Annotated in this window: 22 protein-coding genes; 5 read left to right on the top strand and 17 right to left on the bottom strand. The window is 71.2% G+C overall.

Annotated elements, in window-relative coordinates:
- Positions 1 to 30 precede the first annotated feature (30 nt).
- Entirely contained in the window at positions 31 to 993 is a 963-nt protein-coding gene (locus K8612_RS00455) for an RluA family pseudouridine synthase (RefSeq protein ID WP_223739237.1), read from the bottom strand.
- Between the two features lie 44 nt (positions 994 to 1037).
- Here K8612_RS00455 and K8612_RS00450 point away from each other — a divergent pair, with 44 nt between their 5' ends.
- The 3 genes from K8612_RS00450 to K8612_RS00440 all read left to right on the top strand — a co-directional run bounded on the left by K8612_RS00450 (position 1038) and on the right by K8612_RS00440 (position 5830).
- Positions 1038 to 2513 (top strand): pentapeptide repeat-containing protein, encoded by a 1476-nt coding sequence (locus K8612_RS00450; protein ID WP_223739236.1) that lies wholly within the window; start codon positions 1038 to 1040, stop codon positions 2511 to 2513.
- A gap of 271 nt (positions 2514 to 2784) precedes the next feature.
- The gene (locus tag K8612_RS00445) at positions 2785 to 4206 is read left to right on the top strand and encodes a DUF3943 domain-containing protein (RefSeq protein ID WP_223760887.1); all 1422 of its coding nucleotides are present in this window, start codon (positions 2785 to 2787) and stop codon (positions 4204 to 4206) included.
- A 70-nt stretch (positions 4207 to 4276) separates the two neighbouring features.
- Complete coding sequence (locus K8612_RS00440; RefSeq protein WP_223760886.1) at positions 4277 to 5830, top strand: DUF3943 domain-containing protein; 1554 nt, start codon at positions 4277 to 4279, stop codon at positions 5828 to 5830.
- 15 nt (positions 5831 to 5845) lie between these two features.
- Here the strand turns inward: K8612_RS00440 and K8612_RS00435 are convergent, their stop codons facing one another.
- The 4 genes from K8612_RS00435 to K8612_RS00420 form a co-directional block, all read right to left on the bottom strand.
- Positions 5846 to 6460 (bottom strand): MOSC domain-containing protein, encoded by a 615-nt coding sequence (locus K8612_RS00435; RefSeq protein ID WP_223739233.1) that lies wholly within the window; start codon positions 6458 to 6460, stop codon positions 5846 to 5848.
- A gap of 36 nt (positions 6461 to 6496) precedes the next feature.
- The gene (locus K8612_RS00430; protein WP_223739232.1) at positions 6497 to 7471 is read right to left on the bottom strand and encodes an MBL fold metallo-hydrolase; all 975 of its coding nucleotides are present in this window, start codon (positions 7469 to 7471) and stop codon (positions 6497 to 6499) included.
- 65 nt (positions 7472 to 7536) lie between these two features.
- Positions 7537 to 8460 carry a DMT family transporter gene (locus K8612_RS00425; protein WP_223760885.1) on the bottom strand — a complete coding sequence of 308 codons (924 nt, stop codon included), beginning with the start codon at positions 8458 to 8460 and terminating at the stop codon, positions 7537 to 7539.
- Positions 8461 to 8544: 84 nt separating this feature from the next.
- Complete coding sequence (locus tag K8612_RS00420) at positions 8545 to 9522, bottom strand: GNAT family N-acetyltransferase (protein WP_223760884.1); 978 nt, start codon at positions 9520 to 9522, stop codon at positions 8545 to 8547.
- Positions 9523 to 9633: 111 nt separating this feature from the next.
- Between K8612_RS00420 and K8612_RS00415 the strand changes: the two genes are divergently transcribed.
- Positions 9634 to 10206, top strand: coding sequence for a cytochrome c oxidase assembly factor Coa1 family protein (locus K8612_RS00415; protein ID WP_223760883.1), 573 nt, complete (start codon positions 9634 to 9636; stop codon positions 10204 to 10206).
- Between the two features lie 92 nt (positions 10207 to 10298).
- Here K8612_RS00415 and K8612_RS00410 read toward each other — a convergent pair whose 3' ends face one another.
- The 4 genes from K8612_RS00410 to fsa all read right to left on the bottom strand — a co-directional run bounded on the left by K8612_RS00410 (position 10299) and on the right by fsa (position 14197).
- Positions 10299 to 11264, bottom strand: a complete 966-nt coding sequence (locus tag K8612_RS00410) for an electron transfer flavoprotein subunit alpha/FixB family protein (protein WP_223760882.1) — start codon at positions 11262 to 11264, stop codon at positions 10299 to 10301.
- Positions 11265 to 11305: 41 nt separating this feature from the next.
- Positions 11306 to 12103, bottom strand: coding sequence for an electron transfer flavoprotein subunit beta/FixA family protein (locus K8612_RS00405; protein WP_014399255.1), 798 nt, complete (start codon positions 12101 to 12103; stop codon positions 11306 to 11308).
- Positions 12104 to 12234: 131 nt separating this feature from the next.
- Entirely contained in the window at positions 12235 to 13371 is a 1137-nt protein-coding gene (locus K8612_RS00400) for an acyl-CoA dehydrogenase family protein (protein ID WP_223760881.1), read from the bottom strand.
- 160 nt (positions 13372 to 13531) lie between these two features.
- Positions 13532 to 14197 (bottom strand): fructose-6-phosphate aldolase, encoded by a 666-nt coding sequence (gene fsa, locus K8612_RS00395; RefSeq protein WP_223739226.1) that lies wholly within the window; start codon positions 14195 to 14197, stop codon positions 13532 to 13534.
- A 119-nt stretch (positions 14198 to 14316) separates the two neighbouring features.
- Here fsa and K8612_RS00390 point away from each other — a divergent pair, with 119 nt between their 5' ends.
- Positions 14317 to 15381 (top strand): SIS domain-containing protein, encoded by a 1065-nt coding sequence (locus tag K8612_RS00390; protein WP_223760880.1) that lies wholly within the window; start codon positions 14317 to 14319, stop codon positions 15379 to 15381.
- A gap of 12 nt (positions 15382 to 15393) precedes the next feature.
- Here K8612_RS00390 and K8612_RS00385 read toward each other — a convergent pair whose 3' ends face one another.
- Genes K8612_RS00385 through K8612_RS00350 form a run of 8 tightly spaced genes read right to left on the bottom strand, consistent with a single transcriptional unit; the run spans position 15394 to position 23126 of the window.
- On the bottom strand, positions 15394 to 16767 hold the full coding sequence (locus K8612_RS00385; RefSeq protein ID WP_223739224.1) for a lipopolysaccharide assembly protein LapB: 1374 nt from the start codon (positions 16765 to 16767) through the stop codon (positions 15394 to 15396).
- On the bottom strand, positions 16764 to 17303 hold the full coding sequence (folK, locus tag K8612_RS00380; RefSeq protein WP_223739223.1) for a 2-amino-4-hydroxy-6-hydroxymethyldihydropteridine diphosphokinase: 540 nt from the start codon (positions 17301 to 17303) through the stop codon (positions 16764 to 16766). The genes K8612_RS00385 and folK overlap by 4 nt, the downstream gene beginning before the upstream one ends.
- Positions 17300 to 18067: a fumarylacetoacetate hydrolase family protein gene (locus K8612_RS00375; protein WP_223739222.1), complete on the bottom strand. Its 768-nt coding sequence runs from the start codon at positions 18065 to 18067 to the stop codon at positions 17300 to 17302. The genes folK and K8612_RS00375 overlap by 4 nt, the downstream gene beginning before the upstream one ends.
- Positions 18064 to 18882: a 4-hydroxy-tetrahydrodipicolinate reductase gene (dapB, locus tag K8612_RS00370; protein ID WP_223760879.1), complete on the bottom strand. Its 819-nt coding sequence runs from the start codon at positions 18880 to 18882 to the stop codon at positions 18064 to 18066. Before dapB ends, K8612_RS00375 begins: the two co-directional genes overlap by 4 nt.
- 14 nt (positions 18883 to 18896) lie before the next feature.
- Positions 18897 to 19784: a 4-hydroxy-tetrahydrodipicolinate synthase gene (dapA, locus tag K8612_RS00365; protein ID WP_223760878.1), complete on the bottom strand. Its 888-nt coding sequence runs from the start codon at positions 19782 to 19784 to the stop codon at positions 18897 to 18899.
- Between the two features lie 16 nt (positions 19785 to 19800).
- On the bottom strand, positions 19801 to 21042 hold the full coding sequence (gene lysA / locus K8612_RS00360) for a diaminopimelate decarboxylase (RefSeq protein ID WP_223760877.1): 1242 nt from the start codon (positions 21040 to 21042) through the stop codon (positions 19801 to 19803).
- Positions 21039 to 21254 carry a hypothetical protein gene (locus tag K8612_RS00355; RefSeq protein WP_223739218.1) on the bottom strand — a complete coding sequence of 72 codons (216 nt, stop codon included), beginning with the start codon at positions 21252 to 21254 and terminating at the stop codon, positions 21039 to 21041. The genes lysA and K8612_RS00355 overlap by 4 nt, the downstream gene beginning before the upstream one ends.
- A 3-nt stretch (positions 21255 to 21257) precedes the next feature.
- A complete protein-coding gene (locus K8612_RS00350; protein WP_223739217.1) occupies positions 21258 to 23126 on the bottom strand; it encodes a TIGR04551 family protein in 1869 nt (622 codons plus the stop codon).
- Positions 23127 to 23174: the final 48 nt, after the last annotated feature.

The following is a 23174-nucleotide window of genomic DNA, read 5'->3' as shown; positions in this document are numbered from 1 at the left end:
GCGTGTTCTGTCGAGTCCTGGGCTCAAGGCTTAGAGGAGCGCCGCCCGCTTCAGCACGTCCTTCAATTCGGGTGGCATGGGGGTCTCCACGACGACCTTCCTGTCATCCTCGGGGTGCGGAAATTCGATGCGCTCGGCGTGCAGGAACAGACGTTTGAGCCCCCAGCGCGCCCGCACGTCGCGGTTGAAGGCGAAGTCTCCGTACTTCTTGTCACCCGCCACCGGGTGGCCCACGGCGACCAGGTGCCTTCTTATCTGATGCGTGCGCCCGGTCTCGATGGTGCAGGAGAGGAGGGCTGCCTCGCTCGACTGGCGCACGACCTTCCAGCGGGTGACGGCCTCCTGCATGTTCACTCCCCGACGGGCCTTGGACTCGGCCGTCTGCTGGTGCTCGGCGAGCGGCAGGTCGATGACGCCGGAATCCTTCGGCATCTTCCCCTTCACCAGGGTCAGGTAGCGCTTCTTCGGGTGGCCGTGGGTGAAGATTTCCGTGAAATGCACCATCGCCGGGCGGCGCTTGGCCACCAGGATGACGCCGGAGGTCTCCCGGTCCAGCCGGTGGGCGGGGGAGGCGGTGAAGTCGTTGCGGGTGGCCTTGGGGCCCAGGTAGGCGCGCACGTAGTCCACCAGGGTGCCCCCGGTGATGCCGCTGCCGGTATGGACGGCCATTCCGCTGGGCTTGTCCACGGCCATGAGCCAGTCGTCTTCCATCAGGATGACCAGCCGGGAGGGGTCCACCGGTGGCGGCGGGGGGGGCGGACGGTCCGATTTCGGACGCTCCGCGAGGGTGAGTTGCTCTTCGGTGCCGCGGATGGTGAGCACGTCTCCTTCGACAAGCAACTGCTCCGGCTGCGCGCGCTTGCCATTCACCCGCACCTTCTTGGTGCGGATCATCTTGAAGAGGTGGCTGACGGGGACGTTGGGCATCCGCTTGCGCAGGTGCTTGTCCAGCCGCATCCCGACGGTGTCGGCTTCGATTCGGTACTCGATCATTTGTGCTGGCGCCTGGACCAGAGCACACGAATAATTCGGGGTCCATGCCGAAAGCCCCAACTATCGAGAAGCTGCTCCAGAACGGTTCCGCCGAATGGAACAAGCTGCGCAAGTCCGGCCAGGCGCCCACCGGCCAGACGGGTGCCACGTTCACGCAGTTGTTCTCCGCCAACGCCGACCTCTCCGGACTGGAGCTGGTGGGCTCCGAGTGGGAGCGCTGTGACCTGTCGAAGATGAACTTCCGGGACACGGACCTCACCAACGCCTACTTCCACGGGGGCCGCCTCCAGGACTGCGACTTCCGGGGCGCCAACCTGGAAGGCTGTGTCTTCGAGAAGCTCAAGCTCCTGCGCTGTGACTTCACGGGCGCCAAGGGTCTGGACGACCTGGAGATGGACGACGTGGACATGGACCGCGTGACGGGCCTGGACGGCGAGGAGGCCCCGCCGCCGCCGCCCCCGCCGGTGCAGGGCATCACGGCGTTCACCCGCGAGCAGCGTGAGAAGATGCTCGGCCAGTCGCACGCGGGCGGCGCGATGGACGGCGCGACCTCCGCGCACCCGGACGAGCTGCCCCCGTTCCGGCCGCAGGACCCGCCGGGCTCGCTCTTCTTCCGGGCGCTCAAGCGCGTGGGCGCGCCCCCGCTCTGGGTGCTGGACGTGCCGGGCCTGCGTCCGCTCCTGCCGCAGCGGCTGCCGCCGGGCAGCTCCCTGGAGACGCTCTACCGCGAGGCGGTGAAGACGCGGCTGGAGAACAAGAAGCCCGCGGCGGACCCCGGCGCGGTGGAGCGCGCGCAGAAGGCGCTGCGCATGGGCGGCAAGGAGGCCAACGTCGCGGCGGTGTACCTGCGCGAGGTGGGCGTGCTGCCCCTGTTCCGCTTCGCCGCGGCGAAGCAGCTCAAGGCGGAGCTGCGCACCGAGGTGGAGGTGGACGACCTCACGGGCTCCGTGGACCCGCGCACCACGGGGGCGCTCCTGGAGCTGCGCCTGACGCACGAGGTGGTGGAGCACCTGCACGAGGTGCGCCGCCGGCTGGCCGCCGCGCAGCTCTACACGTCGCTGCTGGAGGCGGGCTTCAACCCGGAGAACAACTGGGACGAGGCGCTGGAGTCGGCGGACGCGTCGCTGGAGCTGGCGAACGCGGCCACGGGCGAGGACCGGCAGGCGCTGCTGGAGGGCTTCCAGGTGTTCGCGGCCCTGCCGGAGGAGGCGCGGCTGCGCCGCCTGGCGTACCTGGCGGAGTCCGTGTCCAACCTGGAGCTGCTCAGCCGGCTGCCGGAGGGCATGGAGCCGCAGTGGCTGTCCGGCCCGGAGGTGCGCGAGTGCCACGAGCGCGAGATGACCTACGTGCAGTCGCTCAAGGCGCAGGACATCCCGGCCAAGGTGCCGGCGCTGGCCAAGGCGGAGCTGGGCGTGCCCGAGGGCGAGGTGCCCGAGGAGAGCGACGACGACCTGTTCGTGCACGTGCGGTGCGACGTGTGCGGCAAGGAGAAGCTCATCGTCCAGTCGCCGGAGGCCTGAGGCCTTCCGTCCCGCGGGTGACGTGACGACAAGGCCCGGCCGGAGCGCCCCCCAGGCGCATCCCGCCGGGCCTTGTCATGTCCCCCGCCGCCTGTGCGCTGGAAGCCGTTTCTCCCTCCTTCCAGGAGGAGGATTTCATCCGGCGCCCCGCCGCCTACCTTCAAGACGCGCGGCGTGGCACCGCGAGCGAGGGTGCGGCGGACGGGATATGGGGCGAGGCAGGCACGCACGGGGGCACGGCGGAGGCGGAAGTCCGTGGCCTCCAGGGGGCGTGCGGCTGGCCTGCGCGCTGCTGGTGGGCGCGCCCGCCTTCGCCCAGGAGGCGCCGTGCGAGGACGCTCCCGCGCCGGAGGCCCCCGCGCGGGCCGGGCCGCGGTCGCCGCCAGCGGATGCCCCGCTGAACGAGCAGACCGTCCGCGAGGACGCGCGCCGGGAGAAGGCCCACCCGTGGCTCGCGGTGGGGGAAGTGACGGCCATCAACCTGTTCGTCTGGACGTGGGACCGGGTCCTCGCGAACAAGGACTGGGCGAAGGTGAGCCCGTCCACGTGGGCGAAGAACCTGCGCACGGGCTTCGTCTGGGACGCGGACGGCTTCCTCACCAACCAGTTCGCGCACCCGTACCACGGCAGCCTCTACTACACGGCCGCGCGCGACAACGGCGTGCCCTACGCGGCCGCCCTGGCCTTCACGCTGTTTGGCAGCGCGCAGTGGGAGCTGTTCGCGGAGAACGAGCTGCCGTCCGCCAACGACCTCATCAACACGTCCGTGGGCGGTATGGCCATTGGCGAGGGGCTCTACCGGCTGTCCTCGTTGGCGCTGGACACGGAGGCCCGGGGCGGCGAGCGCTTCGTGCGCGAGCTCACCGCCGCCGCGATGAGCCCCGTGCGCGGCTTCAACCGCGTGGTGCGCGGCGACGTGACGCGCCACGAGCCCACGCCCCCGGACTGGCGCCCCAGCGACCTGTCCATCTGGGGCAACCTGGGCTACCTCAAGCTGGGTGACGGCCGGCCCCTGGCCTGGGGCGAGGACCAGTTCTTCCTCCACGCGGCCATGCGCTACGGCGACATGTACCAGGGCGACATCCGCCGCCCCTTCGACGCCTTCGACGCGCGCGTCCAGTTCACCTCGAAGGAGAGCAGCTTCATCAGCCATGCGCGCATCCAGGGGCTGCTGCTGAAGGCGTCCCTCTGGAGCACGGAGAAGGACGAGCTGCGCTTCGGCCTGCTCCAGCAGCTCAGCATCGTGGACACGGAGGCGTACGAACTGGGCGGCCAGTCCGTGGAGGCGGGCCTGCTGCATGAGCGCCAGCTCGGCGCGCGCTCGAAGCTGCGGACCGCGCTGCTGGTGGACGGGAGCCTCCTCACCGGCATCTCCTCCGAGCACAGCGGCGTCGCGGGCCGCAACTACGACTACGGTCCCGGCCTGGGCCTGAACCTCCAGGTCGCGTACATGCGCGGCGCCTGGGAGGTCCTCACGCTGGAGGCGGGCACCTCCCACATCGTGGTGGTGGACGGCTCCGGCGGCTCGCACCAGGTCTTCACCGGCCAGCTCCAGGCGGACATCCCCGTGTACAAGCGCCTGGGGCTGGGCACGGAGCTGAACTGGTTCCACCGCCACAGCCGCTTCGAGTCCTACCCGGACGTGGAGAAGGACGCGTACCAACTGCGCGTCTTCTTCTCCGTGCACTACTAGAAGTCGCCCGAAAGGATGAGCTCCGGGGGCGCTTTCCAACACCTGACTGCTTACCTTCCGCGAGCGCGGCATGCAGCCGTGCGCGGAGGCGCGGGCGGACCGGATGGGGCACGGTGGGTGGGGGCCATGGCTGCCGCGAGGCGTGGCGCTGGCGTGCGCCCTGCGCGCCTGCGTCGCGGTCGCGGATGGTTCGCCACAGGACATGGCGCGCTCCGTTCCGTCCAGCGTCATGGCCCTCTGCGCGGCGCGGCTTTCGCCCGGCCAGGAGACCCGGTGGGAGCCCTGCCCTCCCGTGGCCGAGGCGTACGCCGCATTGCCGGCGGATGCGCCCGTGAGGGAGGACGAGCTCCGGGACAACCCCGGGCCCCACCCGTGGATTGCGCTGGGGGAGGTGACGGCCATCAACGTGGTCGTCTGGACGTATGACCGCTACATCGCGAACAAGGACTGGGCGTACATCTCCACGTCCGTGTGGAAGGAGAACTTCCGCACCGGCTTCGTCTGGGACCAGGACGGCTTCTCCACCAACCAGTTCGCCCACCCGTATCACGGCGGCCTCTACTACACGGCCGCGCGCGACAACGGCCTGCCGTTCCAGGCCGCGGTGCCGCTCACCTTCCTGGGCAGCCTCCAGTGGGAGCTGTTCGCGGAGAACGAGCCGCCCTCCGCCAATGACCTCATCAACACGACCGTGGGCGGCGTGGCCATGGGCGAGGCCCTCTACCGCCTGTCCTCGCTGGTGCTGGACACGGAGGCCCGGGGCCGCCAGCGCTTCGTGCGCGAGCTGACCGCCGGCGTCCTCAGCCCCATGCGCGGCATCAACCGCGTGGCGCGCGGCGACGTTTCCCACCACGGTCCGTCGCCGACGGAGTGGTGGCCGGAGGACATCGCGGGCTGGGCCTCGCTGGGCTACCTCAAGCTGGGGGACGGCAGGTCCCTGGCCTGGGGCGAGGATCAGTTCTTCATCCAGGGCACCCTGCGCTACGGCGACATGTACCGGGGCGCGCACCACCGGCCCTTCGACGCCTTCAACGCGCGCGTGCAGCTCACCTCGCGGGAGAGCAGCCTCGTCAGCCACGCGAGGCTGCAGGGCCTGCTCGTGAAGTCCACGCTCTGGAGCGCCGAGCGCGACGAGCTGCGCCTGGGGCTGCTCCAGCAACTCGACTACACGGACACGCTCGCGTACGAGGTGGGCGGCCAGTCCCTGAACGCGGGCCTGCTGCACGAGCACAGGTTCCCCAACCGCTCCCGGCTGAGGACCGCGCTGCTCGTGGACGGCAGCCTCCTCACCGGCGTCACCTCCGAGCACACCGACAGCGAGGGCAACGAGGGCCGGGACTACGACTACGGCCCCGGCCTGGGCTTCCAGCTCCAGATGGCGTACCTGCGCGAGGACTGGGAGGTCGTCACGCTGGAGGCGGGCGCCGAACACGTGGTGGTGGTGGACGGCTCGGGCGGCGCGCACCGGGTGCACCAGGCCCAGCTCCAGGTGGACCTCCCCGTGTACCGGAACCTGGGGATGGGCTCGCAGCTCAACTTCTTCCGGCGCCACAGCCGCTTCGAGTCCTACCCGGACGTGACGAAGGACACCTGGCAACTGCGCATCTTCGTGTCCCTGCACTGACGGCGGGGAGGACGCTCAGCCCACCGCCTCCGACGGCGGCGCGGAGGGCAGCGAGTACGTCACCGGCGGCGGCAGCATCACGCGCACCTCGTCGCCCGCGCGGATGAGGCCCGGGCGCTCCACCCAGCCCACCAGCCCGCGCTTCTGCCACGCGGCCTTCACGAAGCGGCCCGCCAGCCCCTTCAGGTCCGGGTGGTGCGCTTCAATCACGCGGCCCGGCTGCACGCAGGGGTGGTTCTCCCCTTCCATCACCAGCGTGGCGTCCTCCGGGAAGAACAGCCGCGTCCCCGGCGGCAGGTGCGTCAGCCGCGGCACGCCCACGAGCTCCAGGTTCGCGCCCAGCCACGACGCCAGCACGTGCGGCACGCCCAGCGCGCGCGCCACCTCCACCAGCTCCTCGCGCGACACGATGGAGAGCTGCCGGGTGTTGCGGATGAGCGTCCCCTTGGGGAACCACGGCACCCGCACGTCCGCCTTGCGCGTGAGGCCCGCGTGCCGGTCCCCCACGATGCCCGCGAAGTCCACCGTCACCTCCGGGACCTCCCGGGTGACGAAGCGCTTGGGTTCAGCGTCCGTGCACAGCAGCACGTTGGCCAGGTGTCCGGTCAGCGAGGGGGCAGGAGTGGGCATATCGGGCGCCCGTTCCAACACGCCAGCGCGGCGAAATCAAAACAGGGTCATCTGCTGTGGCTTGCCCAGCGGGCGGGCGTCCGTGCCCGCGTCGCGCAGCGCCTGGGCCAGCTCCTCCGCGAAGCCGTGGCAGGTGATGACGTCCCGCGCGCCGGTGTCCTTCACGTAGCGCAGCAGCGACGGGAAGTCCGCGTGGTCGGACAGCGGGAAGGCCACGTCCGCGCCGTAGCGCCGCGCGCCGCCCGGGTCCATGGCCCAGCCGGTGAGCACCGCCGTGGCCCGGGGCCAGTGCGGCGCCAGGGCCCCGCCCCGCGCCAGGTGCGGCGGGAAGAAGAGGACCTCGCCCGGCTCCACGCGGCCGTCGTAGCGGCGCAGGTTCTCGATGGGGACGCCCAGCTCCGCGTACAGCTCCGCCACCTCGAAGATGGACGGGTGCGCCACCAGCTTGAAGCCGCGCAGGGCCAGTTGCTTCATCGCCTCCTGGCTCTTGCCCAGGGGGTAGCCCAGGAGCACCGGCGTCGCGCCCCGGCTCAACTGCGCGTGGAGCCACGTCTCCACCTGCCCCAGCACCTCCGGGCGCGGCGGGAAGCGGTAGCGCGGGTGCCCGAAGGTGGACTCGATGACCAGCGTGTCGCAGGTGGCCACCTCCGTGGCCTCGGCGGTGAGCGACGGCGCGGTGTTCAGGTCCCCCGTGTAGACGATGCGCCTGCCATCCGCGCGCGTGACGCGCAGTTGCGCGCTGCCCAGGATGTGGCCCGCGGGCAGCAGCTCCAGCAGCAGCGGGCCCAGCTCGAACGGGCGGCGGAACGGCACGGACAGCGGCGCCGCCACCGGCCCCAGCCGGTGGGCCATGAAGCGCAGCGTGGCGGCCGTGGCGATGGTGCTCTCGTGGCGGGCGATGTGGTCCGAGTGTCCGTGGCTGACGAAGGACAGCGGCGACTTGCGCTTCGCGTCCAGCGACAGGGGCGTGCCCGACAGGTGCAGGCCGTTGCGTCTCAGCTCCACGCTCATGGGATGGGCGCTGTCTATAGCGCGGCCCGGCTGCTCGCGCTCACGGCTGGAGCCGCGTCGGATGCTCAGGCTGCGGGCGTGCGGCCCCGTGCCCGCCATCCGTCCCACACCACCGTGCCCAGCTCCGACGCGAAGACGCCCACGACGATGAGCGCGCCGCCCAGCCACTCCTTCGGGCCCAGCACCTCGCGGCCCACCGCCACGGAGTAGGCCGAGGCGAACACCGGCTCCAGCGCGAAGATGAGCGCCGCGCGCACGGCGCTGGTGCGCGCCTGGCCCCACGTCTGCACCAGGATGGCCACCGCGCTCGCGAGCACGCCGCACGCGAGCACCGCCACCACCAGCGGCTGGCTCCACTCCAGCCGGCGCTCCACGAAGGGCAGGCACAGCGCGGACAGCACCGCCACGCCGACCAACTGCACCGCCACCAGGCCCACCGCGTTGTCCTTCGACGCGAAGCGCTCCGTGAGCAGGATGTGCCCCGCGTACGCCACCGCGCACCCGATGGACAGCCAGTCCCCCAGGCGGAAGCCGCCCATGCCCCCGGGCAGCGTGTCGTCCGGCGTGGGCCGCGTCAGCCAGTACAGCCCCACCGCCGCCAGCACCACGCCCACGCTGGTGCCCCACCGGGGCAGGCGCTTGAGCAGCACCATGGACAGCAGCGGGACGAAGAGGACGTTGAGGCCGGTGAGGAACGCCGCGCGCGACGGCGTCGTATCCATCAGCCCCACCGTCTGGAGCGCGAAGCACAGGAACAGCACCCCGCCCAGGAGCAGCCCCTTGGGGACGATGCCGGGCGCGAACATCCGCCGGCGCGCGATGACGGCCAGCACCGCCGCGCCCACCACGAAGCGCAGGGTGAGGAAGGTGAAGGGGTCCGCGAACGCGAGCGCGTCCTTCACCACCACGAACGTCAGCCCCCAGAAGACGGTGAGGAGCACCAGCGCCCCGTCCGCCCTCCACCGCGCACCGTCACGCCCTTCGGACACCGGATCCACCCTTCCCCGCCCAAGGCCTCGAGCAGGACGCCCCGCCGTTTGGCCCAGCCACCGGCGGAGCGCAACCCCCATCCGTCAGCGAGAGAGGGGGCGCACCAGCACGACCAGCCGCTTGCTCCCCCCTGCCGCGTCCCACTGCTGGTTCGTGGCGACCGTGAGCGCGTCCGGCGCGGGGCGGAACCCCAGGCCGGAGAAGGTCCGCAGGGAGGCGGTGTTATCCTCGTCGATGTCCGCGTGGAGCCGGTCCGCGCCCTGCCGGTGCATCTCCTCCACCAGGCACCGCACCAGCGCGGTGGCCACGCCCATGCGCCGCACCTTGGGGGACACCACCAGCGAGCGCACCCAGAAGCCGTCCAGGGACAGCCCCTCCTGGTGGTAGTCGTCCGCCCACGCGAAGCCGAGCAGGTGCCCCTGGGCGTCGAAGGCGCCCGCCGCCGCGCCCACTCGCCTGTCCGCGGGCAGGCCCCACCGGTCGCGGAGCTGCCGGCGCAGGAAGGTGCCGGACACCACCAGCCGCTCCGTGGCGAAGGCGAGCAGCGCGTCCAGGTCCTCCGGGCGCACCAGGCGGATCTCCAGCGGGCCCACGAACTGGCGGCGCAGCGGCTTCGTCCACCCGGAGAGCAGGTCGCGCAGGTGGCGGAACACCGCCCGGGACGCGGGCTTCGTCCACACGCCGGACAGGGTGCGCTGCAGGAGGAACAGCGCCGGCCGCGTGGGCCGGGGCAGCCGCATCACCCACCGCCCGCGCTTGAGCGCGATGATGCGCCCCACCAGTTCCCCGCCCGCCACGTCCGTGCCGCCCAACAGCGACGCCGTCACCCAGGGCTGCGTGGACAGCACCACCTGCGCGGCCAGCCGGGGCCCGTGCCGCACCAGCGCCACGTCCCCGCGCGCCAGCCGCTCCGGCCCGCAGCGCAGCAGCCGCACCGCGTCCCCGCTGCGCAGGAGCGGGTAGAGACACCGCCCCATGCCGCGCACCCACAGCCGGTGGCCGAAGGGCAGCGCCGCAAGCAGGTCCGCGAGCTCGGCCGTCGAGACGCCACCAGAGGGCATGCCCCCACTCTGTCATGAAGGCGCCCCCGAAACCCGCCCCCGGTGCAGGCCCACCCCCGCTTCGTCCGGAACCGGCTATGACACGGCCCCAGGTCCAGGCCAGGAGGGCCCATGCCGCCGACGATGCCCGAGGGCGAGTACGCACCCGTTCCCCGCCAGGGATGGTGGAGCCGCAATTGGAAATGGGCGGTGCCCCTGGGCTGCCTGGGGATGCTGGGCTCGTGCTTCTGCTTCGCGGCCATCGCCGTGGGCTGGGGCTACTCGTCGTTCAAGGACATGGGCGCGTACACGGACGCCATCGCGGAGGCCCAGGAGGACCCGCACGTGCGGCAGGCCCTGGGCGGCACCTTCACGCCGGGCTTCCCCAGCAACACCCAGGTGAGCACCCGCAACGGCCGCACCCACGCGGAGTTCACCGTCCCGCTGGACGGCCCCAAGGCGGACGGCAGCCTCCACGCCGTGGCCGACAAGGACGGCGAGACGTGGACCTTCCGCACCCTCTACGTCCAGGTGGAGGACGGACAGCGCATCGACCTGCTCGACACGGGCGAGCCGTCCCCGGAAGCCCCCGGCGAACCCCCGGAGCCGGAGGAGGTGCCCCACGAGCTGGAGCCGGACGACACCGAGCCCCCGGAGCCGCCCGCGCGCAAGAAGCCCGGCCACGACACCGACATCGAGCTGTAGGCCCCACCAACGGCAAAGGGCGCGCCTCCGGGATGTCCCGGTGACGCGCCCCTCGCGGGTCACGGTCCGCCGTGAGGACGGCGGAGGCGGCCCTACTTCAGCTTCTGGATGCCCTCGCGCAGCGCGGGCAGGACCTTGAAGAGGTCGTCCACGAGGCCGTAGTCGGCCACCTGGAAGATGGGCGCCTCCGGGTCCTTGTTGATGGCGACGATGGTCTTCGAGGACTTCATGCCGGCCAGGTGCTGGATGGCGCCGCTGATGCCCGCGGCGACGTACAGCTTCGGCGCGACGACCTTGCCCGTCTGACCGACCTGCAGGTCGTTGGGCACCCAACCCGCGTCGCACACCGCGCGGGACGCGCCCACCGCGGCGCCCAGCAGGTCCGCCAGCGCCTCAATCTCCTTGAAGTCGCCCTTGGTGCCACGGCCGCCGGACACCACCACGCTGGCCTCCGTGAGCTCCGGACGCGCGCTCTTCACCTCGTTGAACGACACGAACTTCGTCTTGGAGGCCTCCAGCTTCGGCTGGAAGGACTTCACCTCCGCGGACGCGCCCGCGCCGGCGACCGGCGCGAACTCCGTGGCGCGGATGCTGATGACCTGCACCGGCGTGGAGAGCTTCACCTCGGCGAACACGTTGCCGGCCCACATGGGGCGGGTGAAGGTGATGTCCGCGCCGCCGCCGTTGATGGCGGTGATGTCGGTGGCCATGGCGGCCTTCAGCCGGGCGGCGACGCGCGGCAGCAGGTCCTTGCCCTGCGCCGTGGAGGCCGCGCCCACGAAGGTGGCCTTCAGCTCCTGGGCCAGGCCCGCGATGACGGGGGCGTAGGTCTCCGCGAGGTAGTGCTCGAACTCGGGAGCGGCGGCGGTGTGGATGACCTTGGCGCCGGAGCCCTTGAGCTCCTCCGCCAGCTTGGACGGGTCCTTGGAAAGCAGGACGAGGTGCAGCTCCGCGCCGGCCTTGTCCGCGAGCTGCTTGCCCGCGGCGATGGCGTTGAGGGAGGCCTTGCGCAGGTTCCCGTCCGGCTGCTGCTCGGCGACGATGAGGACGATGGACATGGTGTCTGTCTCCGGAATCGTTGGAAGGGTTGGGAGCGCGGTCAGACGACCTTCGCCTCGTTGTGCAGCTTCTCCACCAGGGTGGCCACGTCCGGCACCTTGATGCCCGCCTTGCGCGCCGGAGGCGACGCCAGCTTGAGCACCTGGATCTTCGGGGCCACGTCCACGCCCAGGCCCGCCGGGGTCAGCTCCTCGATGGGCTTGCTCTTCGCCTTCATGATGCCCGGGAGGCTGGCGTAGCGCGGCTGGTTCAGGCGCAGGTCCGTGGTGACGATGGCGGGGAGCTGGACCTCCAGGGTCGCCAGCCCGTTGTCCACTTCACGCACCACCTGGACGCTCTTCTTGTCCGCGGACAGCACCACCGCCGGGACCTTGTTCTTCTCCTGGTCGCTCTCCAGCGACTCCACCTTGGAGGCGAACGTGGCCTGGCCCCAGCCCAGGAACTCGGCCAGGTACTGGCCCACCTGGTTCTGGTCGTCATCGATGGACTGCTTGCCCAGCAGGACGATGTCCGGCTTCTCCTTCTCCGCGACCTTCTGGAGCAGCCCCGCGATGCCCAACTGATCCAGCGGGCCCGTGTGGTTCACCCAGATGGCGCGGTTGGCGCCCATGGCCAGCGCGTGGCGCAGTTGCTCCTGCACCTCCTTGCCGCCGATGGAGACCACCACCACCTCGCCGGTGTGCTTCGCCGCGAGGCGCAGGCCCTCTTCCACGCCGATTTCATCGAAGGGGTTGATCTTGTACTTCAGCCCCTCCTTCACGATGTCCGAGCCGTCCGGCTTCACCTTGATCTTCGACTCGGGATCTTCCACGCGCTTGGCGGTGACGAGAATCTTCACGGCGGGCTTCTCCTCAGTGGGGAGTGTTTGGAAATCGGGCGCTTGACGCGTCGCGCATCAGGGCCGGAGTAATAGACATCCGCACACGGCGGCGGCAACGGGAAAGCCCCGCCGGGCACAGTTTTGCTTTTCTACCTGAACAGTTCCTTCGCGATGACCAGGCGCTGCACCTGGCTCGTGCCCTCGTAGACCTGGATGAGCTTGGCGTCGCGCATCAGCTTCTCCACGGGGTATTCCTTCATGTAGCCGTAGCCGCCGAACACCTGCACCGCGTCCGTGGCGACCTTCATGGCCATGTCCGCGGCGAAGCACTTCGCGTAGCTGGACTGGAGGGTGTTGCGCTGTCCCTCATCCAGCACCTGCGCGCTCTCGTAGGTGAGCAGGCGCGCGGCGTGGGTGTTCATGGCCATCTCCGCCAGCATGAACTGGACGGCCTGGTGCTCGCGGATGGGCTTGCCCATCGTCTGGCGCTGCGCGGAGTACTCCAGCGAGTGCTCCAGCGCCGCGCGGGCGATGCCGATGGAGATGCTCGCCGTCAGCGGGCGGCTGTTGTCCAGCGTGGCCATGGCGATCTTGAAGCCCTCGCCCTCCTCGCCGATGCGATTGGCGACAGGGACACGCACCTCGTCGAACGTGACGGTGGCGGTGTTGCTGGCGCGCTGGCCCATCTTGTTCTCGTGCTTGCCGGTGGTGAGCCCCTGCGGACGGCCCTCCACGACGAAGCAGGTGATGCCCTTGTGCTTCTTGCCCTTGTCCAGCGTGGCGAACACGGTGAACTGATCCGCGTAGCCGGCGTTGGTGATGAAGCACTTGCTGCCGTTGAGGACGTACTCGTCACCCTCGCGGCGCGCGGTGGTGCCCATGGCCGCCACGTCCGAGCCCGCGGCGGGCTCCGTGAGGCAGAAGCAGCTCAGCTTCAGCTTCTCCCCGAAGGGCGCCAGCAGGCGCTTCTTCTGGTCGTCCGTGCCGGCCAGGATGATGGGCAGGTTGGCCAGGTCGTTGGCGATGAGGGACGTGGCCACGCCCGCGCAGCCCCACGCCAGCTCCTCGCACACGATGACCTGCTCCAGGTGCGTCAGGCCCACGCCGTTGTACTCGGACGGGATGGCCATGTTCAGCAGGCCCAGCTCGAAGGCCGCGGAGATGAGGTCCTTGGGGAAGTCGGAGGTCTCGTCGTAGTGGGGGGCCTTGGGGCGCACCACGTCACGGGCGTACTTGCGCGCGGCCTCCTGCAAGGCGCGCTGGTTTTCGCTGAGCTGGAAATCCATGGGCGGGGCTCCGGGAAGGTTGATTCAAATATCAATCCGCTCCCTCTGCCATACCGCTCCCGCCGTCCAGGCGCCAGCCCCCGAAAGGGCCCCCCCGTCGTTCCAGGGACACCGGAACGGCGGAGGGGAGGCTCGGAAGCCGGCCTGGGAACCCGGGCGGTTACTTCCCCGCGGGCTTGCCCTGCTTGGGGACCTTCTCCCAGTCCGCGAGGAACTTCTTGATGCCCGAGTCGGTGAGGGGGTGGTTCGCCAACTGGGTGATGACGTTGTAGGGCAGCGTGGCCACGTCCGCGCCCAGGCGCGCGGCCTGGAGGACGTGGACGGGGTTGCGCACGCTGGCCACCAGCACCTGCGTGGTGAAGTCGTAGTTCTGGTAGATCTCCAGGATGTGGGCGATGAGCTCCATGCCGTCCTGGGAGATGTCGTCCAGCCGGCCCACGAAGGGCGACACGTACGTGGCGCCGGCCTTGGCGCACAGCAGGGCCTGGTTGGCGGAGAAGCAGAGGGTGACGTTGGTGCGGATGCCCTCCGCGGTGAGCGCCTTGACGGCCTTCATGCCCTCCACGCCCATGGGGATCTTCACCACGACGTTGTCGTGGATCTTCGCCAGCTCCCGGCCTTCCTTGATGAGGTCCGGGGCGTCCAGCGACACACACTCCGCGCTGATGGGACCGTCCACGATGGAGCAGATCTCGCGGATGGTCTCGTCCAGCCCGCGGCCGACCTTGGCCAGCAGTGACGGGTTGGTGGTGACGCCGTCCACGCAGCCCATCTCATGGGCCTTGCGGATTTCGCCGACGTCCGCGCTGTCGATGAAGAACTTCATGCCGTCCCCTTGGGTTTTTCCGGCCACGGGCGGCCGGGCGGGCAGGCCGTAGCCCAGGCCCCCCCATGCGTCAAGGATGGCCGCCCACGCGACGGCTGGAGTAGAGGTAGCGCCCATCCATGGCCCGCGCTCCCCGCTCCACCGCCAAGAAGCCCAAACTGCGTGCCCTCCCCGGCCGCGCGCCCTCCCCCGCCCCCGCCCGCCGCGACGACGACGACGAGGCCGCGCTCACCTACGCGCGAGGCGTGCTGGAGGCGGAGGCCCGCGCGATTCTAGGCGTCACCGACCGGCTGGGGGACGCGTTCCTGCGCGCGCTGAAGCTGGTGCGCGACTGCCCGGGCCAGGTGGTGGTGACGGGCATGGGGAAGGCGGGCCACATCGGCCAGAAGCTGTCCTCCACGCTGGCGTCCACCGGCATCCGCTCCGTGTTCCTCCACCCCGCGGAGGCCGTGCACGGGGACCTGGGCCGCGTGGGCCCGGGCGACGTCATCCTCGCGCTGTCCAACAGCGGCAGCACGGAGGAGCTCCTGCGCCTCTTGCCCCTCTTCAAGCGCATGGGCACGCCGGTGGTGGCGCTCACCGGGGACGCGGACAGCCCGCTCGCGAAGGGCGCGGAGGTGGTGCTGGACATCGGCCGGATTGAAGAGGCCTGCCCCATGGGCCTGGTGCCCACCGCGTCCACCGCCGCGCTGCACGCCGTGGGGGACGCGCTGGCCATGACGCTGCTGCGAAGCCGCCCCTTCGGGCGGGACGACTACGCGCTCCTGCACCCGGGCGGGAAGCTGGGGCGCTCCGTGCTGCGCGTCTTCGAGCTGATGCGCACGGGCCCCGCGAACCCGCTGGTGCTGGACACCGCGCGGCTGTCCCTGGCGGTGGTGGTGATGACCAACACGCCGGGCCGGCCGGGCGCCGCGTGCGTGGTGGACCGGGACGGGAAGCTGGAGGGCATCTTCACGGACGGCGACCTGCGCCGGCTGGTGGAGAGGGGCCACACCGACTTCGAGGTGCCGGTGCGGCAGGTGATGGGCAAGCGCCCGCGCTGCATCACCCCGGACACGCTGGTGCTCACCGCCGCCGCGCAGATGCGCGAGCTGAAGGTGGACCAGTTGCCCGTGGTGGACGTCGAGGGCCGCGCGGTGGGCCTGCTCGACGTCCAGGACCTGCTGGCGGCGAAGTTCGTCTAGGAAGGCCGGGCGCTACTGCGACAGCTTCGCCTGGAGCGCGGCCTTGTTGGGGTAGTTGGGCACGTCCTGGGCCAGCTTCTCCCAGAGCGCCCTGGCGCCCTTGGCGTCGCCCTTGGCGAGCAGCGTGTCGCCCAGCTTCTCCACCGCGCCCGCGTCGGACTCCAGCGCCACGCTCCACACGCGCGCGCCCATGGGGCGGCCCAGGCCGACGAGCGCCCAGGCCATGCCCGCCTTGGCGCGGCCGTTCTCCGGCTGGAAGGGCACCACGCGGGTGTAGTTGGCCAGGGCCTCCTGGTAGCGGCCGCGCGCCAGGTGCTCCTCGCCCTCCTCCACCAGCTTCGTGAGGCCCGCCTCCAGCTCCGGCGTGCGCTCGGTGTTCTTCACCGCGTCCACCATCTCCGGCGTCAGCGGGCGCGGCGCGTCCGGCGGCATCGCGGCGGCCTGCGCGGTGGACTGGGACAGGCGCACCTTGCGGTCCTCGGCGCGCGACTGAAGCCACTTCTTGCGCCCGCCCGCCTTGGCGATCTCCTGGATGCGCACGCTCAGCTCGCGGGCCATGGGCGCGCGCTGGGAGTTCGGATGCGCCTGCACCAGCGCGTCGAAGCCCTGGCGCGCAGCGCCGAGCGCCGGGAGGTTCTCGCCCTGCGTCTCGAAGAGCAGCGAGGAGTGGGCGTAGAGCGCCTCCTCGTGTTGGGGCTCCACCTCCAGCACGCGCTCATACGCCTTCAGCGCCTTGGCGCTGTCACCGCCCAGGTACAGCGCGTTGCCCATCAGCACGTCCACGTCCACCGCGGGGACCAGCGCGGCGCCCGCGCACGCGGCGGCGCCCGCGGTGTCACCGGACTTCGCGCGGGCCTGCGCCACGGCCGCCATGGCGTCCAGCGCCTGGCCCGGCGTGAAGCCGCAGTTGGCGGCCTCCGGGGTGGGGATGGCGGCCTTGCCCAGCTTCTTCCTGGACGCGAGGAACAGCGAGCGCACGCCGTCCGCCTTGGCCTGCGCCTGGCCCAGGTAGGCCAGCGCCTCCGCGTTGCGGCCGTTCGTGTAGTAGAGCTTGCCCAGCGACGAGGCGATCTCGAAGGTCTTCTCCCGCTCGCGCAGGCCCTCGGACGAGTCGAGCTGCTTCATCAGCTCCTCGGCGGAGGGCGGCAGCTTGTTCGCGTCCACCGTGGGGTGGCCCGAAGGCAGCGGCGTGCCCGGCGCCACGGGAGAGCCCGCGGGCATCGTGGGGTGGCCGGGGGGCAGCGCGCCGGTGGCGGCATTGGCGCCAGCGCCCATGCCCGCAGGCGACGCCTGGGTGCCGGGGGGAATCGTGGGGTGGCCGGGAGGCAGGGAGGTGGGCTCGGCCGCGAGCAGCGCGGTCGTGGCCAGGACGAGGGACAGGCTCATAGTTCGTGGACGGGGAAACGGGCGCCCATGTCGGGCCAGTAGAGGGCCTCGCGCTTGCGGACGTCCTGGGGGGCGAGCTTCGCGAGCAGCTCCTGCACCGTCATGCCCAGCACCGGGTGGCGGGAGTCGGGGGCCAGCTCCGCCAGGGGCTCCAGCGCGAAGCGGCGCTTGTGCAGTTCAAGGTGGGGCACCTGGAGGTTCGCGTCCGCGACGACGCAGTGGTCCTCCTCGTCCCACAGGAGGATGTCCAGGTCGATGGTGCGCGGGCCCCAGCGCTGCAGCCGGCGGCGGCCCAGGTCCTGTTCGATGCGCTGGAGGATGCACAGCAGGCGCTGCGGCGTCAGGTCGCACTCCAGCGCCACCACGGCGTTGAGGAAGCGCGGCTGCGCGGGCCCCACCGGGGCCGAGTCATAGAGGGAGGAACAGCCCAGCACCGACACCGCGTCGATGCACGACATCGCGGAGAGGGCGGCCACGAGGTGGGCCTCGCGGTCGCCCTCGTTGGAACCCAGTCCTACATAGACGGTCGCACTCAAGGCTCCATCTCAACCGGGTTCACCAGGGTTCCGATTCCCTCCAGCTCCACCTCCACCGTGTCCCCCGCCTTGAGCGCGCCCACGCCGGACGGCGTGCCCGTGCTCACCAGGTCGCCGGGCAGCAGCGTCATGATGTGGGAGATGAAGGACACCAGGCGGGCGGGGCTGAACACCATGTCGGACGTGCGGCCATCCTGGCGCACCTGTCCGTTCACCCGGCACACCACCCGCAGGTCCGCGGGCGACAGGCCCGTCACGGCCCAGGGGCCCGCGCAGGCGAAGGTGTCGTAGCCCTTGGCGCGGGTGTGCTGGATCTCCTTGCGCTGGATGTCGCGTGCGGTGACGTCGTTGAAGGCGGTGAGGCCCCAGATGGCGCGCGCGGCGGTGGCCTCGTCCGCGTTCTTCAGGCGCTCGCCAATGACGAGCGCCAGCTCCGCCTCGTGGTGGACCTCCTGGCTCGCCCTGGGGATGCGGATGGGCGAACCAGGGCCGTTGAGCGCGGTGGAGGGCTTGGTGAAGATGAGCGGCTCCGTGGGGATGGGCTTGCCCATCTCCTCCGCGTGCTTGCGGTAGTTCTGGCCGATGCAGACGACCTTCGACGCGTCCGAGGGCGTGAGCAGCGTGAGCCCCTGGAGCGAGCGGCGCAGGCCGGTCTCCTTGCCGCCGGCCCACGGCGCGGCGGTGAGCACCACCACCTCGTTGCCATCGACGCGGCCGAAGCTGGCGCGGCCCTCGACCTGGAAGCGGCAGTAGCGGGCGGTCATGTCTTCCCCTGGAGGCCGAGCACGTCGGCCATGTCATAGAGTCCCGGCGCGCGGCCCGCCACCCAGCGCGCGGCCCTCAGCGCCCCTTGCGCGAACTGATCACGGTTCGTCGCGCGGTGGGTGAGCTCGATGCGCTCGCCCTCCCCGAAGAAGTACACCGTGTGCTCGCCCACCACGTCCCCGCCGCGCAGCGCCTGCACGCCAATCTCACCCGGCGGGCGGGCGCCCGTCTGGCCCTCGCGCGCGAAGGTGAGGTCGTCCTTCGTGCGGCCCAGCGCGTCCACCAGCACCTCCGCCAGCCTGAGCGCGGTGCCGCTGGGCGCGTCCTTCTTCATGCGGTGGTGCGTCTCCAGCACCTCCACGTCGAACGACGGCCCCAGCACGCGCGCCAGCTCCGCCGCCATGCGGATGACCAGGTTCACGCCCACGGACATGTTGGGCGCCGCGACGATGGGGACCTGCTTCGCGTACGCCTCCAGCCGCGCGCGCCCCTCCGGCGTGAAGCCCGTGGTGCCCACCACCAGCGCCACGCCGCGCTCGGCGCAGACGCGCGCGTGCTCCAGCGTGGCCTCCGGGCCGGTGAAGTCCACGACGACGTCCGCCTTCGCGCCGTCCAGCGCGCGGCCCAGGTCGTCGTGCGCCACCACGTCCAGCGGAGCGCCCAGCCGGGCCACGAGCCCCGCGTCCTGCCCGGAGAGGGGGCTGCCCGGGCGCACCGTGGCGCCCACCACCGGCAGGTCGCTGGCGGCCTTCGCCAGGCGCGCCAGCGTGCTGCCCATGCGGCCGGAGATGCCGGTGATGACGGTGCGGGTCATGGCGCTCTCTTCCCTTAGCCCTTCAGCAGGCCCAGCCCGGACAGCTCGGCCTTCAGCTTCGCGGCGTTCGCCTCGCCCATGGGCACGAGCGGCAGGCGGAGCTCCGGGCCGAACAGGCCCATCAGGTGCAGCGCCCACTTCACCGGGATGGGGTTGGACTCCACGAAGAGCAGCCGGTGCAGCGCGTTCATCCGCACCTGGAGCCCGCGCGCCTTCGCCATGTCGTTGCTCCGCGCCGCCGCCACCAGGTCCGCCATCATGCGGGGCGCGACGTTGGAGGACACGGAGATGACGCCCTTGCCGCCGCACGCGATGAAGGGCAGCACCGTGAAGTCGTCACCGGACAGGAGCGTCATCCGGTCGCCGCACTTCTCCACCAGGTCCACCGCGCGGATGAGGTTGCCCGTGGCCTCCTTCAGCGCCACGACCTCCGGGACGTCACACAACTGGAGCACCGTCTCCGGCAGCAGGTCCACGCCCGTGCGGCCCGGCACGTTGTAGGCGATGAGCGGGAAGCCCGGGTGCTCCTTCGCGATGGCGCGGTAGTGCTCCACCATGCCCGCCTGCGTGGGCTTGTTGTAGTAGGGCGTGACGATGAGCGCGCCGTCGGCGCCCACCTCGCGCGCGCGGCGCACGGACTCGATGGTCTCTCGGGTGCTGTTGCTGCCCGCGCCCGCCACCACCGGCACCCGGCCCTTCACCTCGTCCACGACGACGGCGATGGCGCGCGCGCGCTCGTCCGCGTCCATGGTGACCGCCTCGCCGGTGGTGCCCATGGGCAGCAGCACGTTCGTGCCGCCGTCCAACTGGTAGCGCACCAGGGCACGGAAGGCCCCCTCGTCCAGCACCCCTTCACGGAACGGAGTGGCCAGCGCCGTCATGGAGCCTTCGAAGGTCTTCATGCCGGCGCTTATACGTTCAGGCCCGCTCGCCGCGCCAGAGGTCCTCGACGCGCTCGCGCTCCCGCACGACACGCCAGGCCGCTCCGTCCACCAGCACCTCCGCCGGCCGGGGCCGCGAGTTGTAGGTGGAAGCCATGCTCATCCCGTAAGCCCCGGCGCTCATGAAGGCGTACAGGTCGTCCTGGCGGGGCAGCACCAGGGGGCGCGCCCGCGCGAGCACGTCCGTGGACTCACACACCGGCCCCACGACGTCCACCTCCACGTCCCGGCCGCGGCGCTTCACCACCGGCTGGAGGTCATGGTGCGCTTCGTAGAGGGCCGGGCGCATCAGGTCGTTCATGCCCGCGTCCACCACCACGAAGGTGCGCGCCCGCGTGGGCTTGCGGTACAGCACGCGCGTGAGCAGCACGCCCGCGTTGCCCACGAGCGCCCGCCCCGGCTCCAGCAGCAGCGTGGCCCCCGTGGCCTCCGTCGCGTTGAGCACCGTGCGCGCGTACTCCTGGGGGCTGGGCGGCGTCTCGTTGGAGTAGGTGATGCCCAGCCCGCCGCCCACGTCCAGGTACTCCAGCGCGTGGCCCCGGGCCTTGAGCGTGACGTAGAGGTCCGCCACCTTGGTGAGGGCGGCCTTCATGGGGGCGGTGCGCGTGAGCTGCGAGCCGATGTGGCAGTCCAGCCCCAGCGCCTTCAGCCCCTTCAGCTTCTTCGCCTTCGCGTAGAGGGCGACCGCCTCCTCGAAGGGCACGCCGAACTTGGACGTCTTCAGGCCAGTGGAGATGTAGCGGTGCGTCCTGGCGTCCACGTCCGGGTTCACGCGCAGGGCGAACGGCGCGCGCCTGCCCAGCCTGCGCCCCACGGCGTCCAGCGCCTCCAGCTCCTCCGCGCTCTCCACGTTGAAGAGCAGCAGGCCCTGGGACAGCGCCTGGGCCATCTCGTCCGGCGTCTTGCCCACGCCGGCGAACACCGTCCTGCCCGGCTCGCCGCCGGCCTGCTTCACGCGCGCCAGCTCGCCGCCGGACACGATGTCGAAGCCGCTGCCCAGCCGGGCGAAGAGCCCCAGGATGGCCAGGTTGGAGTTGGCCTTCACCGAGTAGCAGATGAGGTGCTTCTGGCCCTGGAACGCCTTCGTCACCGCCTGGAAGCGCTCCGTGAGCGCGGCGGTGGAGTAGACGTACGTGGGGGTGCCCACCGCGTCCGCGATGGCGGGCAGCGGCACCTGTTCGGCGTGCAGCACGCCCTTGTGGTGGTGGAAGAAGCTCACTCGGGCAGCCCGGCGTCCAGGGTGGACGGAGGCACCGTGGGGCCGGAGGGCTCCACGGGCCCGCGCGGCGGCTGCTGCGCGGGCACCGTCTCCGCCGTGGGCGCGGGCAGCGGCGCCGGCCGGGGCGCGCGGGGGCTGCCCTTGATGCCGCACGCCACCAGCGCGAGCGTCAGGCTGGTGGCGGCGCACAGCCGCGGGAGGCAGGAGCGCATGGGCTAGAACCGGATGGCCAGCGTGCCGCGGATGGCGTGCGCGGTGTTCAGCTCCTGGGCCGGCAGGTTCAGGTCCTTCAGGCCGTCCAGCGGGAAGAGGATGCCGTAGTCGATGCCCGCCACGAAGCCGTCCTCGGTGACGTAGCGCGCGCCGATGTCCGCCTCCAGGCCCAGGCTCTTGCTGATGTAGGACGGCGTGGACTCCGCGTAGAACGCCTGCGAGTAGATGACGCTGCCGAAGACGTCGAAGCCCTCCGCGATGGAGTACTTGAGGCCCGGCTTCACGTAGAACGCGTCCGTGACGCCGTTGAGGATGGACCGCCACAGGATGAGGTCCACGCGGTAGTCGCGGTTGAAGCGGAAGTTGCGGATGGCGTTGTCGCTGCAGCCGCCGGTGTCGCAACTGTACTGGCGGCCCTCCACGTCGCCCGGCGCGGTGTTGCCGTCCGAGCCCGTGCCCTGGCGGCCCGGGTAGTTGCCGAAGCCCGGCGCCCTGTCACCGGACGCGAAGCCCGCCTCGATGCCCAGGTGCAGCTTGTTCTCGATGACGTGGAACTCCGTCTGGAGCACGCCGCCGAACTGCGCCACGCGCAGCGACTGGGTGGTGGGGTCGGTGGCGGTGAGCGCGCGCCCGTCGATGGTGCCCAACTGCGCGGCGAACTCCGCCTCGATGCGGAACTTCTTCTCCTCGTACTTGAACCACAGGTCCGGGATGTAGAGCGTGCCGCCGCGCGGGACGAAGGCCGGCGTGGTGACGTTGACGGGGATGGAGGGGTTGGCGTCCTCGAAGGGGACGCCCGTCTCCGTCAGGGTGGCGTAGCGCTGCGTGCGGTAGGTGAAGTACAGGCCGTAGTTGAGGACGCCCTGGTTGTTGTCCAGCTTGGCCTTCTGCTGCTGGTCGGTGTCGCGCCGCGCGATGGCCAGCACCAGGCTGTGCGCGTCGTCGGACTGGGTGAGGTCCACCGGCTCGCCCAGGGCGTTGGCCTTCTCCGTGGACAGCCCCTCCGAGTTGAAGTCCAGCATGGGCGTCACGTACCAGCCGGCGAACGGCTCGGTGACGAACTGGATGCGGTCCACCGTGTCGCCGTAGTCGCAGTCCAGGCAGTTGCCGTCGTTGCGCAGCATGCCCAGGCCCCAGTGGCTGCCCATGCGGCCGAAGCGCAGGATGCCCACCGGCGTCGTCACCTCACCGTACGCGCGGCGGACATGGACGGAGTCCTTGAACGCGTTGACGGCGGAGTCGGACGGGGACTGGTTCTCCGAGAAGAGCGTGAAGTTGTTGCGCCCATCCCCGCTGTAGGCGCTGTCCGGGTTGGAGCCCAAGAGGACGTTGTCCAGCGCGTCCACCTGCGCCTTGATGCGCACGTCCTCGGAGATGTTGAAGGACGGGTCCAGGCGGAAGCGCATGTTGGCGCCGGCCTGGGTCTGCTCGGCGCCGGAGCGCGGCGAGCGCGTCCAGAGCTGGCGGCCCAGGGGCGTGCCGGAGGGCAGCGGGGGCTTGCCCAGGTCGAACTTGTAGAAGAGCGTGGGGCGCACGCGCAGGTAGCCGTCCAGCGTGAACAGCTCCAGCTTGCGCTTCTCCTCCGTCCACTCCTCCTGCCAGTCGTTGTTGGCCACGGCCTGGGTGGCCGTCTGCGCGCGGATGTCCTCGCGCAGCTCCTGTCGCGTGGCCTCCAGGCGCTGCTCCAGCTCCTCGCGGCTGACGGAGCCTTCGGAGGCGGGGGCGGGGGAAACGGCGGCCGGAGCCGCGGGAGCCGCGGCGGGAGCCGACTCCTGGGGTGCCGAGGGCGTGGTGCCACCATCGGGCACCGGCGTCTGCGCGGTGGCCGTGGACGAGGCGACGAGCAGCGCCGCCAGCAGGACGTGAGACATGGTCAACGGTCTCCGGGGCCGCGACATGACGCGGCCGGGTGTAAAGGG

Source organism: Corallococcus sp. AS-1-6 (assembly GCF_020037015.1).
In the GTDB taxonomy this organism is placed as follows: domain Bacteria; phylum Myxococcota; class Myxococcia; order Myxococcales; family Myxococcaceae; genus Corallococcus.
This window is presented reverse-complemented; position numbering and strand designations above follow the sequence as displayed.

Coding starts and splice junctions, on each gene's coding strand:
- K8612_RS00455 (WP_223739237.1), bottom strand. CDS start 993: ATGATCGAGTACCGAATCGAAGCCGACACCGTCGGGATGCGGCTGGAC.
- K8612_RS00450 (WP_223739236.1), top strand. CDS start 1,038: ATGCCGAAAGCCCCAACTATCGAGAAGCTGCTCCAGAACGGTTCCGCC.
- K8612_RS00440 (WP_223760886.1), top strand. CDS start 4,277: ATGCAGCCGTGCGCGGAGGCGCGGGCGGACCGGATGGGGCACGGTGGG.
- K8612_RS00435 (WP_223739233.1), bottom strand. CDS start 6,460: ATGCCCACTCCTGCCCCCTCGCTGACCGGACACCTGGCCAACGTGCTG.
- K8612_RS00430 (WP_223739232.1), bottom strand. CDS start 7,471: ATGAGCGTGGAGCTGAGACGCAACGGCCTGCACCTGTCGGGCACGCCC.
- K8612_RS00420 (WP_223760884.1), bottom strand. CDS start 9,522: ATGCCCTCTGGTGGCGTCTCGACGGCCGAGCTCGCGGACCTGCTTGCG.
- K8612_RS00415 (WP_223760883.1), top strand. CDS start 9,634: ATGCCGCCGACGATGCCCGAGGGCGAGTACGCACCCGTTCCCCGCCAG.
- K8612_RS00410 (WP_223760882.1), bottom strand. CDS start 11,264: ATGTCCATCGTCCTCATCGTCGCCGAGCAGCAGCCGGACGGGAACCTG.
- K8612_RS00400 (WP_223760881.1), bottom strand. CDS start 13,371: ATGGATTTCCAGCTCAGCGAAAACCAGCGCGCCTTGCAGGAGGCCGCG.
- fsa (WP_223739226.1), bottom strand. CDS start 14,197: ATGAAGTTCTTCATCGACAGCGCGGACGTCGGCGAAATCCGCAAGGCC.
- K8612_RS00390 (WP_223760880.1), top strand. CDS start 14,317: ATGGCCCGCGCTCCCCGCTCCACCGCCAAGAAGCCCAAACTGCGTGCC.
- K8612_RS00385 (WP_223739224.1), bottom strand. CDS start 16,767: ATGAGCCTGTCCCTCGTCCTGGCCACGACCGCGCTGCTCGCGGCCGAG.
- K8612_RS00375 (WP_223739222.1), bottom strand. CDS start 18,067: ATGACCGCCCGCTACTGCCGCTTCCAGGTCGAGGGCCGCGCCAGCTTC.
- dapB (WP_223760879.1), bottom strand. CDS start 18,882: ATGACCCGCACCGTCATCACCGGCATCTCCGGCCGCATGGGCAGCACG.
- dapA (WP_223760878.1), bottom strand. CDS start 19,784: ATGAAGACCTTCGAAGGCTCCATGACGGCGCTGGCCACTCCGTTCCGT.
- K8612_RS00355 (WP_223739218.1), bottom strand. CDS start 21,254: ATGCGCTCCTGCCTCCCGCGGCTGTGCGCCGCCACCAGCCTGACGCTC.
- K8612_RS00350 (WP_223739217.1), bottom strand. CDS start 23,126: ATGTCTCACGTCCTGCTGGCGGCGCTGCTCGTCGCCTCGTCCACGGCC.